This window comes from Thalassotalea sp. G20_0 (assembly GCF_017744175.1).
GTDB lineage: Bacteria > Pseudomonadota > Gammaproteobacteria > Pseudomonadales > Endozoicomonadaceae > Endozoicomonas.
In genome coordinates this window covers 1-16159 of sequence record NZ_JAGHQV010000071.1, presented here as the reverse complement: position 1 = coordinate 16159, position 16159 = coordinate 1, and the positions used below count along the sequence as shown (strand labels likewise).

6 protein-coding genes are annotated in these 16159 nt (G+C 50.3%); all 6 read right to left on the bottom strand.

Annotated elements, in window-relative coordinates:
* The coding region (locus J7438_RS23140) for an RAP domain-containing protein (RefSeq protein ID WP_209278445.1) at positions 1–3163 on the bottom strand (3163 nt) is incomplete at its 3' end.
* 106 nt (positions 3164–3269) lie between these two features.
* The gene (locus tag J7438_RS23135) at positions 3270–6248 is read right to left on the bottom strand and encodes an RAP domain-containing protein (protein ID WP_209278444.1); all 2979 of its coding nucleotides are present in this window, start codon (positions 6246–6248) and stop codon (positions 3270–3272) included.
* 105 nt (positions 6249–6353) lie between these two features.
* Entirely contained in the window at positions 6354–8936 is a 2583-nt protein-coding gene (locus J7438_RS23130) for an RAP domain-containing protein (protein ID WP_209278443.1), read from the bottom strand.
* Between the two features lie 59 nt (positions 8937–8995).
* Positions 8996–12430, bottom strand: coding sequence for a DUF1601 domain-containing protein (locus tag J7438_RS23125; protein WP_209278442.1), 3435 nt, complete (start codon positions 12428–12430; stop codon positions 8996–8998).
* A gap of 105 nt (positions 12431–12535) precedes the next feature.
* On the bottom strand, positions 12536–15511 hold the full coding sequence (locus J7438_RS23120; protein ID WP_209278441.1) for a DUF1601 domain-containing protein: 2976 nt from the start codon (positions 15509–15511) through the stop codon (positions 12536–12538).
* A gap of 147 nt (positions 15512–15658) precedes the next feature.
* Positions 15659–16159: RAP domain-containing protein (locus tag J7438_RS23115; protein ID WP_209278440.1), on the bottom strand; the 501-nt coding region annotated here is incomplete at its 5' end.

The window sequence follows — 16159 nt, the reverse complement described above, 5'->3', positions numbered from 1 at the left end:
CTGTCCACCCTCTTTTAAGTGAAACAGAGTCATGACCCTGTGGCGGGATGCCTATCCTGATCTTTATTTGATCAATATATGGTTTCATTAAATCTTTGTTCAAAAGCTGGTTAGCAGGGATTTCAATAACCTCAAATCCTGCTTTTTGCAACAATGCGATTTTCAGCAGAGTCGAACCATTCCTGGTGTTGAAATCACCACCCACGTAATGAGAGGGGCCCTGAACTTCAATCACCATGTTGTGATCTGGCAGAAGCAGGTCAACCGGAGGTAATGAATTCAGACTCTTTTCTTCTTCAATCTTCAGAGATGGAATAGATAATTGGAGTTGATCGCGGAAGTCGGCCTGGGTTTTTGAAATGGTTGTCTGGTAATGGCGGATGACCGGACAGGCTCTGCCAAGCCAACTTGCAGCCATGATCATGATGGATTGATCCTCTTCATTATCTGGCGATGTATTTTCCAGGCGAGTCAACAGGTCATCCATGTGCTTTTCAAGCACGTTATTTTTATTGGCATTGGAGTCTAAAGCCAACCTGGCACAGCATACCATGACTCCCCAGAGAGACATCACTATCTCTTGCTGAGAAAACTGAAGATTCTCACTGATTCGATAGACAAGCGATTCGAACGTAGAGGTAGCCACGTTCAGCTCAACGAGTTCACCCAGTTTGGCTGTGGCCCACAGCAGGTTGGCAATACCCTGGGCATTAAATTGGTCTTTCTGTGCGTTCACGAGGGGCAACAGCGCGACCACAGTCTCGTTGAACCCTGGTGTCTGCTCCTGCCCGTTGTCCACCAGTTTAGCCATGGCCCACAGCAGGTTGGTGATTTTCTGTGGGTTAAAGTTGGCTTTTTGTACAATCACGCAGGTCAACAGCGCAGCCACCGCTTCGTTGAACTCTGGTGTCTGCTCGTACCCGTTGTCCACCAGTTTAGCCATGGCCCACAGCAGGTTGGCGATATGCTGGGGAATAAATTGGTCTTTCTGTGCATTCACGTGGGGCAACAGTGCGGCCACAGCATCTTTGAGCTCCGGTGTTCGCTCCAGCCCGCTGTCCACCAGTTTCGCCACGGCCCACAGCAGGATGGTGAATTCCTGAGGTTTAAAGTGAGTTTTCTGTGCGTACACGTGGGACAACAGCGCGGCCAAGGCCCTTTTGAGCTCTGGTGTCGGCTCCTGCCCGTTGTCCACCAGTTTCGCCATGGCCCACAGCAGGTTGGCGATATGCTGAGGAGTAAATTGGTCTTTTTGTGCATTAACATGGGGCAACAACACCGCCACGACCTCGTTGAGTTCTGGTGTCCGCTCCTGCCCTTTGTCCACCAGTTTTGCCATGGCCCACAGCAGGTTGGCGATACCCTGGGTAGTAAATTGATCTTTCTGTACGTTCACGAGGGGCAACAGCGCAGCCAAGGCCCTTTTGAACTCTGGTGTCGGCTCCTGCCCGTTGTCCACCAGTTTCGCCATGGCCCACAGCAGGTTGACGATTTCCTGTTGTTTAAAGATAGTTTTCTGTGCGTTCACCAGGGGCAACAGCGCGGCCATGGCCTCTTTGAACTCTGGTGTCCGGTCCTGCCCGTTGTCCACCAGTTTTGCCATGGCCCACAGCAGGTTGGCGATACCCTGGGCATTAAATCGATCTTTCTGTGTGTTTACCTGGAGAAACAATGCGGCCACGGCCTTGTTGAGTTCTGGGGTCCGCTCCTGCCCGTTGTCCACCAGTTTTGCCATGGCCCACAGCAGGTTGGCGATATGCTGAGTATTAAATTGGTCTTTCTGTGCGTTCACGTGGGGCAACATCGCGGCCACGGCCTCTTTGAGCCCTGCTGTCGGCTCGTGCCCGTTGTTTACCAGTTTCGCCATTGCCCACAGCAGGTTGGCGATACCCTGAGGAGTAAATTTATCCTTCTTTGCCTGTACACAGGACAATAGTACGGCCACGGTCTCTTTGAGTTCTGGTGTCCGCTTCTGCCCGTTGTCTACCAGTTTCGCCAGGGCCCATAGCAGGTTGGTGATTTGCTGAGGATCAAATTGGTCTTTCTGTGGCTTTACGTGGGGCAACGGCGCAGCCACGGCCTTGTTGAATTCCGGTGTCTGCTCCTGCCCGTTGTCCACCAGTTTCGCCATGGCCCACAGCAGGTTGGAGATTTCCAGTGGTTTAAAGCGAGTTTTCTTTGCGTTCACGTGGGGCAACAACGCGGCCACGGCCTCTTTGAGCCCTCGTGTGTGCTCCAGCCCGTTGTCTACCATTTTCGCCATGGCCCACAGCAGGTTGGCGATAGCCTGAGGAGTAAATTGATCTTTCTGTACGTTTACGTGTGGCAACAACACGGCCACCGCCTCTTTGAGCTCTGCTGTCCGCTTCTGCCCGTTGTCCACCAGTTTCGCCATGGCCCACAGCAGGTTGGCGATAGCCTGAGGAACAAATTGATCTTTCTGTACGTTTACGTGGGGCAACAACACGGCCACAGCCTCTTTGAGCTCTGCGGCACGCTCCTGTCCGTTGTCCACCAGTTTCGCCATGGCCCACAGCAGGTTAGCTATTTCCTGAGCACCAATATCACTGGCTCCAGGTTTTTGGTTGCAGTTAAATATTATTGCATCAAGTAGCGTTGACAATAAGGCAGCCTGAGTGAGCTTAACATGCTCATTCATGGGTTTATGAGGGGTAAAAACACCCGCTGAAGTAAATGAATGAAATGTTGTCGTCAGGCTTCGCCAATTCCAGCTCCGCGTTGCTGTGAAATTTTGCAGCAAATGCATCAGCTGGCTTTGTTCTGTTCGATTTAACGGTCTTTTAGCAGCTGATGAGTATTTTTTAATTGAACTGGCATATAGGCCGTGATCTCTACCATCATAGCGATGACCGAAACGATCCGATTTACTCACCAGATCATCCATTATTTCCTGCTTGATGAGGGCATTAAAATCCTGGGTCGGGTTTACGGAACGGAGCAGTAAATATTGAGAAGAGCGTGTGCCAGAAGACGGGTAAAATTCATTGGGACCCGGTGCTGTGCGGGGGGGATGACTCCATTGTCTGACTGTGGCATGTCTGTATCGCCCACGCCTTGAAGAAGGGGCATGGCCATTCGGTTGGTTGTAACCATTATCTGATCTTGCGTATTGACCACTGATACCGGCAGAGCTTCTGTCCATAATTATATTTCATTAATTCATGAAAATATAATAAAGCAGACTGCGGTTCTGCCCAGAAGTTCATTGTGCGGAAAAGTTTACTTGAGTCATGATGGGAGGAAGGCGATTACTGGCTGTTTGTTTTCTGCCTCTTTGCCGGGTTGGTTTGCTCTGCTAAATGTTCTTCGGCAGTCACGTATGCAGCACCTGCCCGCCGTCTTTTAAGTGATACAGAGTCATGACCCTGTGGCGGGATGCTTACCCTGATCTTTATTTGATCAATATATGGTTTCATTAAATCTTTGTTCAAAAGCTGGTTAGCCGGGATTTCAATGACCTCAATTCCTGATTTTTGCAGCAGTGCGATTTTAAGCAGAGTCGAACCATTCCTGGTTTTGAAATCACCACTCACGTAATGAGACGGTCCCTGAACTTCAATCACCATGTTGTGATCTGGCAGTAGCAGGTCAACCGGAGGTAATGAGTTCAGACTCTTTTCTTCTTCAATCTGCAAAGATGGAATAGATGATTTGAGTTGATCACGGAAGTCGGCCTGGGTTTTTGAAATGTTTGTCTGGTAGTGGCAAACCACCGGACAGGGTCTGCCAAGCCAACTTGCGGCCATGATCATGATGGATTGATCCTCTTCACTATCTGGCGATGTATTTTCCAGGCGAGTCAACAGGTCATCCATGTGCTTTTCAAGCACGTTATTTTTATTGGCAGTGGAGACCAGAAACAACCTGGCACAACATACCATTACTCCCCAAAGCGACATCAATATCGCTTGCTGAGAGAACTGAGGGTTGCCACTGATTCGGTAGACAAGCGATTCGAACGTGGATATTACCACGTTCAGCTCAATGAGTTCGCCCAGTTTCGCCATGGCCCACAGCAGATTGGCGATATGCTGAGGAATAAATTGGTCTTTCTGTGCGTTCACGTGGGGCAACAGTCCGGCCAAGGTCTCTTTGAGCCCTGGTGTCCACTCTGGCCCTTTGTCCGCCAGTTTCGCCATGGCCCACAGCAGGTTGGCGATATGCTGAGGAATAAAATGGTCTTTCTGTGCTTCTACACAGGGCAGCAGAGCGGCCACGGCCTCGTTGAGCCCTGGTGTCCACTCCTGGCCGTTGTCCACCAGTTTCGCCATGGCCCACAGCAGGTTGGCGATACTCTGTGATTTAAAGTTAGCTTTCTGTGTGTTTACGTGGGGCAACAGCGCGGCTACGGCCTCTTTCAGACCTTGTGTCCGCTCCTGCCCGCTGCCCACCAGTTTCGCCATGGCCCATAGCAGGTTGGCGATTCCCTGTGGTTTAAAGTTTGCTTTCTGAGCGTTCACGTGGGGCAACAGTGCGGCCACGGCCTCGTTGAGCTCTTGTGTCTGCCCCTGCCCGTTGTCCACAAGTTTCGTTATGGCCCACAGGAGGTTGGCGATTTCCTGGGGGTTAAAGTTAGCTTTCAGTGTTTTTACGTGGGGCAACAGCGCGGCCACGGCCTCTTTGATCTCTGGTGTCCGCTCCTGCCCGTTATCCGTCAGTTTCGCCATAGCCCACAGCAGGTTGGTGATACCCTGTAGTTTAAAGTTAGCTTTCTGTGCGTTCACGAGGGGCAACAGCGCGGCCACGGCCTCTTTAAACTCTGGCGTCCGCTTCTGGCCGTTGTCCGCCAGTTTTGCCATGGCCCATAGCAGGTTGGCGATATGCTGAGGAATAAATTGGTCTTTCTGTACGTTCACGTGAGGCAACAGCGCGTTCACGGCCTCGTTCAGCTCGGGTGTCCACTCCTGCCAGTTGTCCACCAGTTTCGCCACGACCCACAGCAGGTTGGCGATGCCCTGAGCATTAAATTGGCTTTTCTTTGCGTTCACTTGAGGCAACAGCACGGCCACGGCCTCTTTGAGCCCTTGTATTTGCTCTTGTCCGTTGTCCACCAGTTTCGCCATGGACCACAGCAGGTTGGTGAGTTCCTGGGGGTTAAAGTTAGTTTTCTGTGCGTTTACGTGGGGTAACAGCGCGGCCACAGACTTTTTGAGCCCTGGTGTCTGCTGCTGCCCGTTGTCCACCAGTTTCGCCATGGCCCACAGCAGGTTGGCGATATGCTGAGGAATAAAATGGTCTTTCTGTGCTTCTACACAGGGCAGCAGAGCGGCCACGGCCTCGTTGAGCCCTGGTGTCCACTCCTGGCCGTTGTCCACCAGTTTCGCCATGGCCCACAGCAGGTTGGCGATATGCTGAGGAATAAATTGGTCTTTCTGTGCATTCACATGGGGCAACAGTGCGGCCACGGCCTTTTTGATTTCTGGTGTCGGCTCCTGCCCGTTGTCCACCAGTTTTGCCATGGCCCATAGCAGGTTGGTGATAGCCTGTGGTTTAAAGTGGGCTTTCTGTGCGTTTACCTGGGGCAACAGCGCGGCCACAGCCTCTTTGAGTACTGGTGTTTGCTCCTGCCCGTTGTCCACCAGTTTCGCCATGGCCCACAGCAGGTTAGCGATTTCCTGAGCACCAATATCACAGGCTTCAGGTTTTAGGTTGCAGTTAAATATTATTGCATCAAGTAGCGTTGACAATAAGGCAGCTTGAGTGAGCTTAACATGTTCACTCATGGGTTTATGAGGGGTAAAAACACCCGCTGAAGTAAATGAGTGAAGTGTTGTCGTCAGGCTTCGCCAATTCCAGCTCCGCGTTGCCGTGAAATTTTGCAGCAAACGCATCAGCTGGCTTTGTTCACTTCGATTTAACGGTCTTTGAACAGATGACGTGTATTTTTTAATTGAACTGGCATATTGCCCGTGATTTCTCCCATTATAGCGATGACCGAAACGATCCGATTGACTCACCAGATCATCCATCATTTCCTGTTTGGTGAGGGCATTAAAATCTTGAGCAGAGTTTACTGAACGGCACTGTAGATGTTGAGAAGAGCGTGTGCCAGAAGAATGGTAAAATTCATTGCGACCCGGTGCAGTGCGGAGGGTATGATTCCATTGTCTGACTGTGGCATGTCTGTATCGCCCATGCCCAGAAGAAGGGGCATGGCTATTCGGTTGGTTGTAACCGTTATTTGATCTTGTGTATTGGCCACTGATACCAGCAGAACTTCTATCCATAATTATATTTCATTAATTCATGAAAATATAAAAAGCAGACTGCTGTTCTGCTCAGAAGTTCATTTTGCGGAAAAGTTTACTTGAGTCATGATGGGAGGAAGGCGATTACTGGCTGCTTGTTTTCTTGCTCTTTGCCGGGTTTGTTTGCTCTGCTAAATGTTCTTCGACAGTAACGTATGCAGCATCTGTCCACGCTCTTTTATGTGATACAAAGCCATGCCCCTGTGGCGGGATGCCTATCCTGATCTTTATTTGATCAATATATGGTTTCATTAAACCTTTGTTCAAAAGCTGGTTAGCCGGGATTTCAATGACCTCAAATCCTGCTTTTTGCAACAGTGCGATTTTAAGCAGAGTCGAACCATTCCTGGTTTTGAAATCACCACTCACGTAATGAGACGGTCCCTGAACTTCAATCACCATGTTGTGATCTGGCAGTAGCAGGTCAACCGGAGGTAATGAGTTCAGACTCTTTTCTTCTTCAATCTGCAGAGATGGAATAGATGATTTGAGTTGATCACGGAAGTCGGCCTGGGTTTTTGAAATGTTTGTCTGGTAATGGCAAACCATCGGACAGGGTCTGCCAAGCCAATTTGCGGCCATGATCATGATGGATTGATCCTCTTCATTATCTGGTGATGTATTTTCCAGGCGAGTCAACAGGTCACCCATGTGCTTTTCAAGTAAGTTATTTTTATAGGTATTGGAGTATAGAGCCAACCTGGCACAGCATACCATGACTCCCCAGAGAGACATCGATATCCCTTCCTGAGAAAACTGAAGGTTCTCACTGATTCGATAGACGAGCGATTCAAACGTAGAGATAGCCACGTTCAGCTCAACGAGTTCACCCAGTTTGGCCGTGGCCCACAGCAAGTTGGCAATACCCTGGGCATTAAATTGGTCTTTCTGTGCATTCGCGTGGGGCAACAGTGCGGCCACAGCTTCTTTAAGCTCTGGTGTTTGCTCCAGCCCGTTGTCCACCAGCTTCGCCATGGCCCACAGCAGGTTGGTGATTGCCTGTGGTTTATAGTTAGCTTTCTGTGCGTTCACTTGGGGCAACAGCACGGCCACGGCCTCGTTGAGACCAGGTGTCCGCTCCAGCCTTTTGTCCACCAGTTTCGCCAGGGCCCACAGCAGGTTGGCGATATCCTGGACATTAAATTGCACTTTCTGTGCTTTCAAGAGGGGCAACAGCGCGGCCACGGCCTCGTTGAGATCTGGTGTCCGGTCCTGCCCGTTGTCCACCAGTTTTGCCAAGGCCCACAGCAGATTGGCGATCCCCTGGGCATTAAATTGGTCTTTCTGTGCGATCACGAGGGGCAACAGCGCGGCTATGGTCTCTTTGAGCCCTGGTGTTCGCTCCTGTCCGTTGTCCAGCAGTTTCGCCATGGCCCACAGCACGTTGGCGATCCCCTGTGGCTTAAAGTCAGGTTTCTGTGCGTTCACGTGGGGAAACAGCGCGGCCAGGGTCTCGTTGAATTCTGGTGTCTGCTTCTGCCCGTTGCCAGCCAGTTTCGCCATGGCCCACAGCAGGTTGGCGATGTCCTGGGCATTAAATTGGTCTTTCTGTGCGTTCACGTGGGGCAACAGCGCGGCCACGGCCTCTTTGAGTCCTGGTGTCTGCTCCTGCCCGTTGTCCACCAGTTTCGCTATGGCCCACAACAGGTTGGTAATTTCCTGAGGTTTGAAGTTAGCTCTATGTGCGTTCACCCGGAGCAACAGCACGGCCACGGTCTCGTTGAACTCTGGTGTCTGCTCCTGCCCGTTGTCCATCAGTTTCGTTATGGCCCACAGCAGGCTGGCGAGATGCTGAGGAATAAATTGGTCTTTCTGTGCGTTCACGTGGTGCAACAGCGAGGCCACGGCCTCGTTGAGTTGTTGCGTTCGCTCCTGCCCGTTGTCCATCAGTTTCGCCAGGGCCCACAGCAGGTTGGCGATCCCCTGGGCATTATATTGGTCTTGCTGTGCGTTCACATGGGGCAACAGCGCGGCCAAGGCCTCGTTGAACTCTGGTGTCTGCTCTTGCCCGTTGTCCACCAGTTTCGCCATGGCCCACAGCAGGTTGACGATTCCCCGGGCATCAAAATCCCTGGCTTCAGTGTTTTGGTTGCAGTTAAATATTATTGAATCAAATAGCGTTGACAATAAGTTAGCCTGAGTAAGTTTAACTCGCGCATCCATGGGTTTATGAAGAGTAAAAACTCCCGCTGAAGTCAATGAGTGAAGTGTTGTCGTCAGGCTTCGCCAATTCCAGCTCCGTGTTGCTACGAAATTTTGCAGCAAACGCATCAGCTGGCTTTGTTCCGCTCGATTTAAAGGTCTTTTAGACGCTGACGTGTATTTTTTAATTGTACTGGCATATAGGCCGTGATCTCTCCCATCATAGCGATGACCGAAACGATCCGATTTACTCACCAGACCAGCCATTATTTCCTGTTTGGTGAGAGCATTAAAATTTTGAGCAGGGTTTACTGAACGGCGCAGTAGATATTGAGAAGGGCATGCGGCAGAAGAATGGTAAAATTTATTACGCTCCGGGCTTGTGCGTGGGATATTATTCCATTGTCTGACTCTGGCATGTCTATATCGACCATGCCTTGAAGAAGGGGCATGGCCATTCGGTTGGTTGTAACTGTTATTTGATCTTGTGTATTGACTACTGATACCAGCGGAACTTCTATCCATAATTATATTTCATTAATTCATGAAAATATAAAAAACAGACTGCTGTTCTGCCCAGAAGTTCATTTTGCGGAATAGTTTACTTGAGTCATGGTGGGAGGAAGGCGATTACTGACTGTTTGTTTTCTTCTTCTCTTCTTCTTCTTTTTTGCTGGGTTGGTTTGCTCTGCTAAATGTTCTTCGGCAGTCACGTATGCAGCATCTGCCCACCCTCTATTAAATGATACAGAGCCATGCTCCTGTGGGGGGATGCCTATACTGGTCTTTATTTGATCAATACATGGTTTCATTAAATCCTGTTTCCAAAGCATGTTAACCGGGATTTCAATGACGTCAAATCCTGATTTTTTCAGCAGTGCGATTTTAAGAAGAGTCGAACCATTCCTGGTTTTGAAATCACCACCCACGTAATGAGACGGTCCCTGAACTTCAATCACAATGTTGTGATCTGGCAGAAGCAGGTCAACCGGAGGTAATGATTTCAGGCTCTTTTCTTCTTCAATCCTCAAAGATGGAATGCATGATTGGAGCTGACAGCGGAAGTCGGCTTGGGCTTTTGAAATGGCTTTCTGGTAATGGCGGACGACCGGACACGCTCTGCCAAGCCAACTGGCGGCCATGATCATGATGGATTTATCCACTTCATTATCTGGCGAGGTATTTTCCAGGCGAGTCAACAGGTCATCCATGTGCTTTTCAAGCACGTTATTTTTATTGGCATTGGAGTCTAGAGCCAACCTGGCACAGCATACCATTACTCCCCAGAGAGACATTGCTATTTCTTCCTGAGAAAACTGAAGGTTCTCACTGATTCGATAGACGAGCAATTCCAACGTAGAAGTAGCGACGTTCAGCTCAACGAGTTCACCCAGTTTGGCCGTGGCCCACAGCAGGTTGGCAATACCCTGGGCATTAAATTGGTCTTTCTGTGCGTTTACGAGGCGCAACATCGCGACCACAGCCTCGCTGAGCCCTGGTGTCCGCTCCTGCCCGTTGTCCACCAGTTTGGCCATGGCCCACAGCAGGTTGGTGACACACTGGGCATTAAATTGGTCTTTCTGTCCGTTCACGCAGGTCAACAGCGCAGCCAATGCTTCGTTGAACTCCGGTGTCTGCTCGTACCTGTTGTCCATCAGTTTTGCCATGGCCCACAGCAGGTTGGCGATATGCTGGGGAATAAATTGGTCTTTCTGTGCATTTACGTGGGGCAATAGCGCAGCCACAGCATCTTTGAGCTCTGGTGTTTTTTCCAGCCCGTTGTCCACCAGTTTCGCCATGGCCCACAGCAGGTTGGCGATATGCTGAGGAATAAACTGGTCTTTCTGTGCGTTCACTTGGGGCAACAGCACGGTCACGGCCTTGTTAAGACCTGGTGTCCGCTCCAGCCCGTTGTCCACCAGTTTCGCCATGGCCCACAGCAGGTTGGCGATACCCTGTGGTTTAAAGTGAGCTTTCTGTGCATTCACGTGGGACAACAGCGCGGCCAGGGCCCTTTTGAGCGCTGGTGTTGGCTCCTGCCCGTTGTCCACCAGTTTTGCCATGGCCCACAGCAGATTAGCAATAGCCAGGGCATTAAACTGGTCTTTCTGTGCGCTCAAGCTGGGTAACAGCGCGGCTACGGTCTCTTTGAGTTCTGGTGTTCGCTCCTGGACGTTGTCCACCAGTTTCACCATGGCCCACAGCAGGTTGGCGATACCCTGTGGTTTAAAGTTAGCTTTCTGTGCGTTCACGTGGGGCAACAGCGCGGCCAAGGCCCTTTTGAGCTCTGGTGTCGGCTTCTGCCCGTTGTCCACCAGTTTCGCCATGGCCCACAGCAGGTTGGCGATGTGCTGAGGAATAAATTGGTCTTTCTGTGCGTTCACATGGGACAACAGGGCGGCCACGGCCTTGTTGAGCTCTGGTGTCTGCTCCTGCCCGTTGTCCACCAGTTTCGCCATGGCCCACAGCAGGTTGGTGATATCCTGAGGTTTTAAGTTAGCTTTCTGTGCGCTCACATGGGGCAACAGCACGGCCACGGCCTTGTTGAGCCCCGGTGTTCGGTTCTGACCGTTGTCCATCAGTTTTGCCATGGCCCACAGCAGGTTGGCGATATGCTGAGGAATAAATTGGTCTTGCTTTGCGTTCACGTGGGGCAACAGTGTGGCCACGGCCTCTTTGAACTCTGGTGTCCACTCCTGCCCGTTGTCCACCAGTTTCGTCATGGCCCATAGCAGGTTGGCGATAGCCTGGGCATTAAATTGGTCTTTCTGTGCGTTCACGTGGGGCAACAGCGCGGCCACGGCCTCGTTGAGGCCTGTTGTCCACTCCTGCCCGTTGTCCAGCAGTTTCGCCATGGCCCACAGCAGGTTGGTGATTTCCTGTGGTTTAAAGTGAGCTTTCTTTGCCTTCACGTGGGTCAACAGCGCTGCCAAGACCTTGTTGAGCTCTGGTGTCCGCTCCTGCCCGTTGCCCACCAGTTTTGCCATGGCCCACAGCAGGTTGGCGATATGCTGAGGAATAAATTGGTCTTTCTGTGCATTCACACGGGGCAACATCGCGGCCACGGCCCCGTTGAACTCTGGTGTCCGCTCCTGCCCGTTGTCCACAAGTTTCGCCATGGCCCACAGCAGGTTGGCGATATTCTGGGCATCAAATTGGTCTTTTTGTGTGTTCACATGGGGCAACAGCGCAGCCACGGCCTCGTTGAACTCTGGTGTCTGCTCCTGGCCGTTGTCCACAAGTTTCGCCATGGCCCACAGCAGGTTGGCGATTCCCTGAGGAATAAATTGGTCTTTCTGTACGTTCACGTGGGGCAACAGCGCGGCCACGGCCCCGTTGAGTTCTGGTGTCTGCTCCTGGCCGTTGGCCACCAGTTTCGCCATGGCCCAGAGCAGGTTAGCGATTTCCTGAGCACCAATACCACTGGCTTCAGGTTTTTGGTTGCAGTTAAATATTATTGCATCAAGTAGCGTTAACAATAAGGCAGCTTGAGTGAGCTTAACATGCTCATTTATGGGTTTATGAGGGGTAAAAACACCCGCTGAAGTAAATGAATGAAATGTTGTCGTCAGGCTTCGCCAATTCCAGTGCCGCGTTGCTGTGAAATTTTGCAGCAAACGCATCAACTGGCTTTGTTCTGCTCGATTTAAAGGTCTTTTAGCAGCTGACGTGTATTTTTTAATTGAACTGGCATATTGCCTGTGATTTCTCCCATCATAGCGATGACCTAAACGATCCGATTGACTCACCAGATCATCCATTATTTCCTGTTTAATGAGGACATTAAAATCTTGAGCAGAGTTTACTGAACGGCACTGTCGATATTGATAAGAGCGTGTGCCAGAAGAATGGTAAAATTCATTGCGACCCGTTGCAGTGCGGGGGGGACTATCCCATTGTCTGACTGTGGCATGCCTGTATCGCCCACGCCTTGAAGAAGGGGCATGGCCATTCGGTTGGTTGTAATCATTACCTGATCTTGTGTATTGATCACTGACACCAGAAGAACTTCTATCCATAATTATATTTCATTAATTCATGAAAATATAAAAAGCAGACTGCTGTTCTGTTCAGAAGTTCATTTTGCGGAAAAGTTTACTTGAATCATGATGGGAAGAAAGCGATTACTGACTGTTTGTTTTATTCCTCTTTGCTGGGTTGGTTTGCTCTGCTATTTGTTCTTCGGCAGCAACGTATGCAGCACCTGCCCACCCTCTTTTAAGTGATACAGTGTCATGACCCTGTGGCGGGCTTACCCTGATCTTTATTTGATCAATATATGGTTTCATTAAATCTTTGTTCAAAATCTGGTTAGCCGGGATTTCAATAACCTCAAATCCTGATTTTTGCAGCAGTGCGATTTTAAGCAGAGTCGAACCATTCCTGGTTTTGAAATCACCACCTACGTAATGACACGGTCCCTGAACTTCAATCACCATGTTGTGATCTGGCAGAAGCAGGTCAACCGGAGGTAATGAGTTCAGACTCTTTTCTTCTTCAATCTGCAAAGATGGAATAGATGATTTGAGTTGATCACGGAAGTCGGCTTGGGTTTTTGAAATGTTGGTCTGGTAATGGGGGACGACTGGACACGTTCTGCCAAACCAAATGGCGGCCAGGGCCATGATGGATTGATCATCTTTATTGTCCGGGGATTTATTTTCCAGGCGAGTAAACAGGTCATCCATGTGCTTTTCAAGCACGTTATTTTTATTGGCATTGGAAACTAGAGACAACCTGGCACAGCATACCATTACTCCCCAGAGAGACATCAATATTAACTGCTGAGAGAGCTGAGAGTTTTGACTGATTCGGTGGACAAGAGATTCGAACGTGGATTTAACCACGTTTAGCTCAACGAGCTCACCCAGTTTCGCAATGGCCCACAGCAGGTTGGCAATACCCTGGGTATTAAATTGGTCTTTCTGTGCGTTCACGTGGGGCAACAGCACGGCCAAGGTCTCTTTGAACCCTGGTGTCCATTCTGGCCCTTTGTCCGCCAGTTTCGCCATGGCCCACAGCAGGTTGGCGATTTCCTGTGGGTTAAATTGAGCTTTCAGTGCGCTCACATGGGGCAACAGTGCGGCCGTGGCCTTGTTGAGTCCGGGTGTCTGCTCCTGCCCGTTGTGGACCAGTTTCGCCATGGCCCACAGCAGGTTGGCGATACTCTGTGATTTAAAGTTAGCTTTCTGTGCGTTCACGTGGGGCAATAGCGCGGCTACGGCCTCTTTCAGACCTTGTATCTGCTCCTGCCCGCTGCCCACCAGTTTCGCCATGGCCCACAGCAGGTTGGCGATAGCCTGTGGTTTAAAGTTAGCTTTCTGAGCGTGCACGTGGGGCAACAGTGCGGCCACGGCCTCGTTGAGCTCTTGTGTCTGCCCCTGTCCGTTGTCCACAAGTTTCGTCATGGCCCACAGGAGGTTGGCGATTTCCTGGGGGTTAAAGTTAGCTTTCAGTGTTTTTACGTGGGGCAACAGCGCGGCCACGGCCTCTTTGAGCTGTGGTATCCGCTCCAGCCCGTTGTCCCCCAGTTTCGCCATGGCCAACAGCAGGTTGGCGATTTCCTGTGGTTTAAAGTTAGCTTTCTGTGCGCTCACGAAGGGCAACAGCGCGGCCACGGCCTCTTTGAGCTGTGGTATCCGCTCCAGCCCGTTGTCCCCCAGTTTCGCCATGGCCCACAGCAGGTTGGCGATATGCTGAGGAATAAATTGGTCTTTCTGAACGCTCACGTGAGGCAACAGCGCGTTCACGGCCTCGTTCAGCTCGGGTGTCCACTCCTGCCAGTTGTCCACCAGTTTCGCCACGACCCACAGCAGGTTGGCAATGCCCTGAGCATTAAACTGGCTTTTCTTTGCGTTCACTTGAGGCAACAGCACGGCCACGGCCTCTTTGAGCCCTTGTATTTGCTCTTGTCCGTTGTCCACCAGTTTCGCCATGGACCACAGCAGGTTGGTGAGCTCCTGGGGGTTAAAGTTAGTTTTCTGTGCATTTACGTGGGGTAACAGCGCGGCCACGGCCTCTTTGAGCCCTTGTATTTGCCCTTGTCCGTTGTCCACCAGTTTCGCCATGGCCCACAGCAGGTTGGCGATATGCTGAGGAATAAAATGGTCTTTCTGTGCTTTTACACAGGGCAGCAGAGCGGCCACGACCTCGTTGAGCCCTGGTGTCCACTCCTGGCCGTTGTCCACCAGTTTCGCCATGGACCACAGCAGGTTGGTGATATGCTGAGGAATAAACTGGTCTTTCTGTGCATTCACATGGGGCAACAGCGCGGCCACGGCCTTTTTGATTTCTGGTGTCGGCTCCTGCCCTTTGTCCACCAGTTTTGCCATGGCCCACAGCAGGTTGGTGATAGCCTGTGGTTTAAAGTGGGCTTTCTGTGCGTTTATCTGGGGCAACAGCGCGGCCACAGCCTCTTTGAGTACTGGTGTTTGCTCCTGCCCGTTGTCCACCAGTTTTGCCATGGCCCACAGCAGGTTAGCGATTTCCTGAGCACCAATATCACAGGCTTCAGGTTTTAGGTTGCAGTTAAATATTATTGCATCAAGTAGCGTTGACAATAAGGCAGCTTGAGTGAGCTTAACATGTTCATTCATGGGTTTATGAGGGGTAAAAACACCCGCTGAAGTAAATGAGTGAAGTGTTGTCGTCAGGCTTCGCCAATTCCAGCTCCGCGTTGCAGTGAAATTTTGTAGCAAACGCATCAGCTGGCTTTGTTCCGCTCGATTTAAATGTCTTTTAGCTGCTGACGTGTATTTTTTAATTGAACTGGCATATTGCCCGTGATTTCTCCCATCATAGCGATGACCGAAATGATCCGATCTACTCACCAGATCATCCATTATTTCCTGTTTGAGGAGGGTGTTAAAATCTTGAGCAGAGTTTACTGAACGGTGCATTAAATATTGAGAAGGGCGTGTGCCAGAAGAATGGTGAAATTCATTACATCTCGGGGTAGAGAGGGGGTGACTATCCTGCTGTCTGACTGGGGCATGTCTATATCGCCCATGCCCAGAAGAAGGGGCATGGCTATTCGGTTGGTTGTAACCGTTATTTGATCTTGTGTATTGACCACTGATACCAGCAGAACTTCTATCCATAATTATATTTCATTAATTCATGAAAATATAAAAAGCAGACTGCTGTTCTGCTCAGAAGTTCATTTTGCGGAAAAGTTTACTTGAATCATGATGGGAAGAAGGCGATTACTGACTGCTTGTTTTCTTCCTCTTTGTTGGGTTGGTTTGCTATTCTAAATGTTCTTCGGCAGTAACGTATGCAGCATCTGTCCACGCTCTTTTATGTGATGCAAAGCCATGCCCCTGTGGCGGGATGCCTATCCTGATCTTTATTTGATCAATATATGGTTTCATTAAATCGTTGTTCAAAAGCTGGTTAACCGGGATTTCAATGACCTCAAATCCTGATTTTTGCAGCAGTGCGATTTTCAGCAGAGTCGAACCATTCCTGGTGTTGAAATCACCACCCACGTAATGATATGGGCCCTGAACTTCAATCACCATGTTGTGATCTGGCAGAAGCAGGTCAACCGGAGGTAATGAGTTCAGACTCTTTTCTTCTTCGATCTTCAAAGATGGAATAGATAATTGGAGTTGATCGCGGAAGTCGGCCTGTTTTTTTGAAATGGCTGTCTGGTAATGGGGGACGACCGGACAGGCTCTGCCAAGCCAACTTGCGGCCTGGGCAATGGTGCGTTGATCCTCTTCATTGTGCAGGAATGTATTTTC

What these genes read in the sequence shown, in the direction of transcription:
- J7438_RS23135 (WP_209278444.1), bottom strand. Translation starts at nt 6,248, where the DNA reads ATGGATAGAAGTTCTGCTGGTATCAGTGGCCAATACACAAGATCAAAT.
- J7438_RS23130 (WP_209278443.1), bottom strand. Translation starts at nt 8,936, where the DNA reads ATGGATAGAAGTTCCGCTGGTATCAGTAGTCAATACACAAGATCAAAT.
- J7438_RS23125 (WP_209278442.1), bottom strand. Translation starts at nt 12,430, where the DNA reads ATGGATAGAAGTTCTTCTGGTGTCAGTGATCAATACACAAGATCAGGT.
- J7438_RS23120 (WP_209278441.1), bottom strand. Translation starts at nt 15,511, where the DNA reads ATGGATAGAAGTTCTGCTGGTATCAGTGGTCAATACACAAGATCAAAT.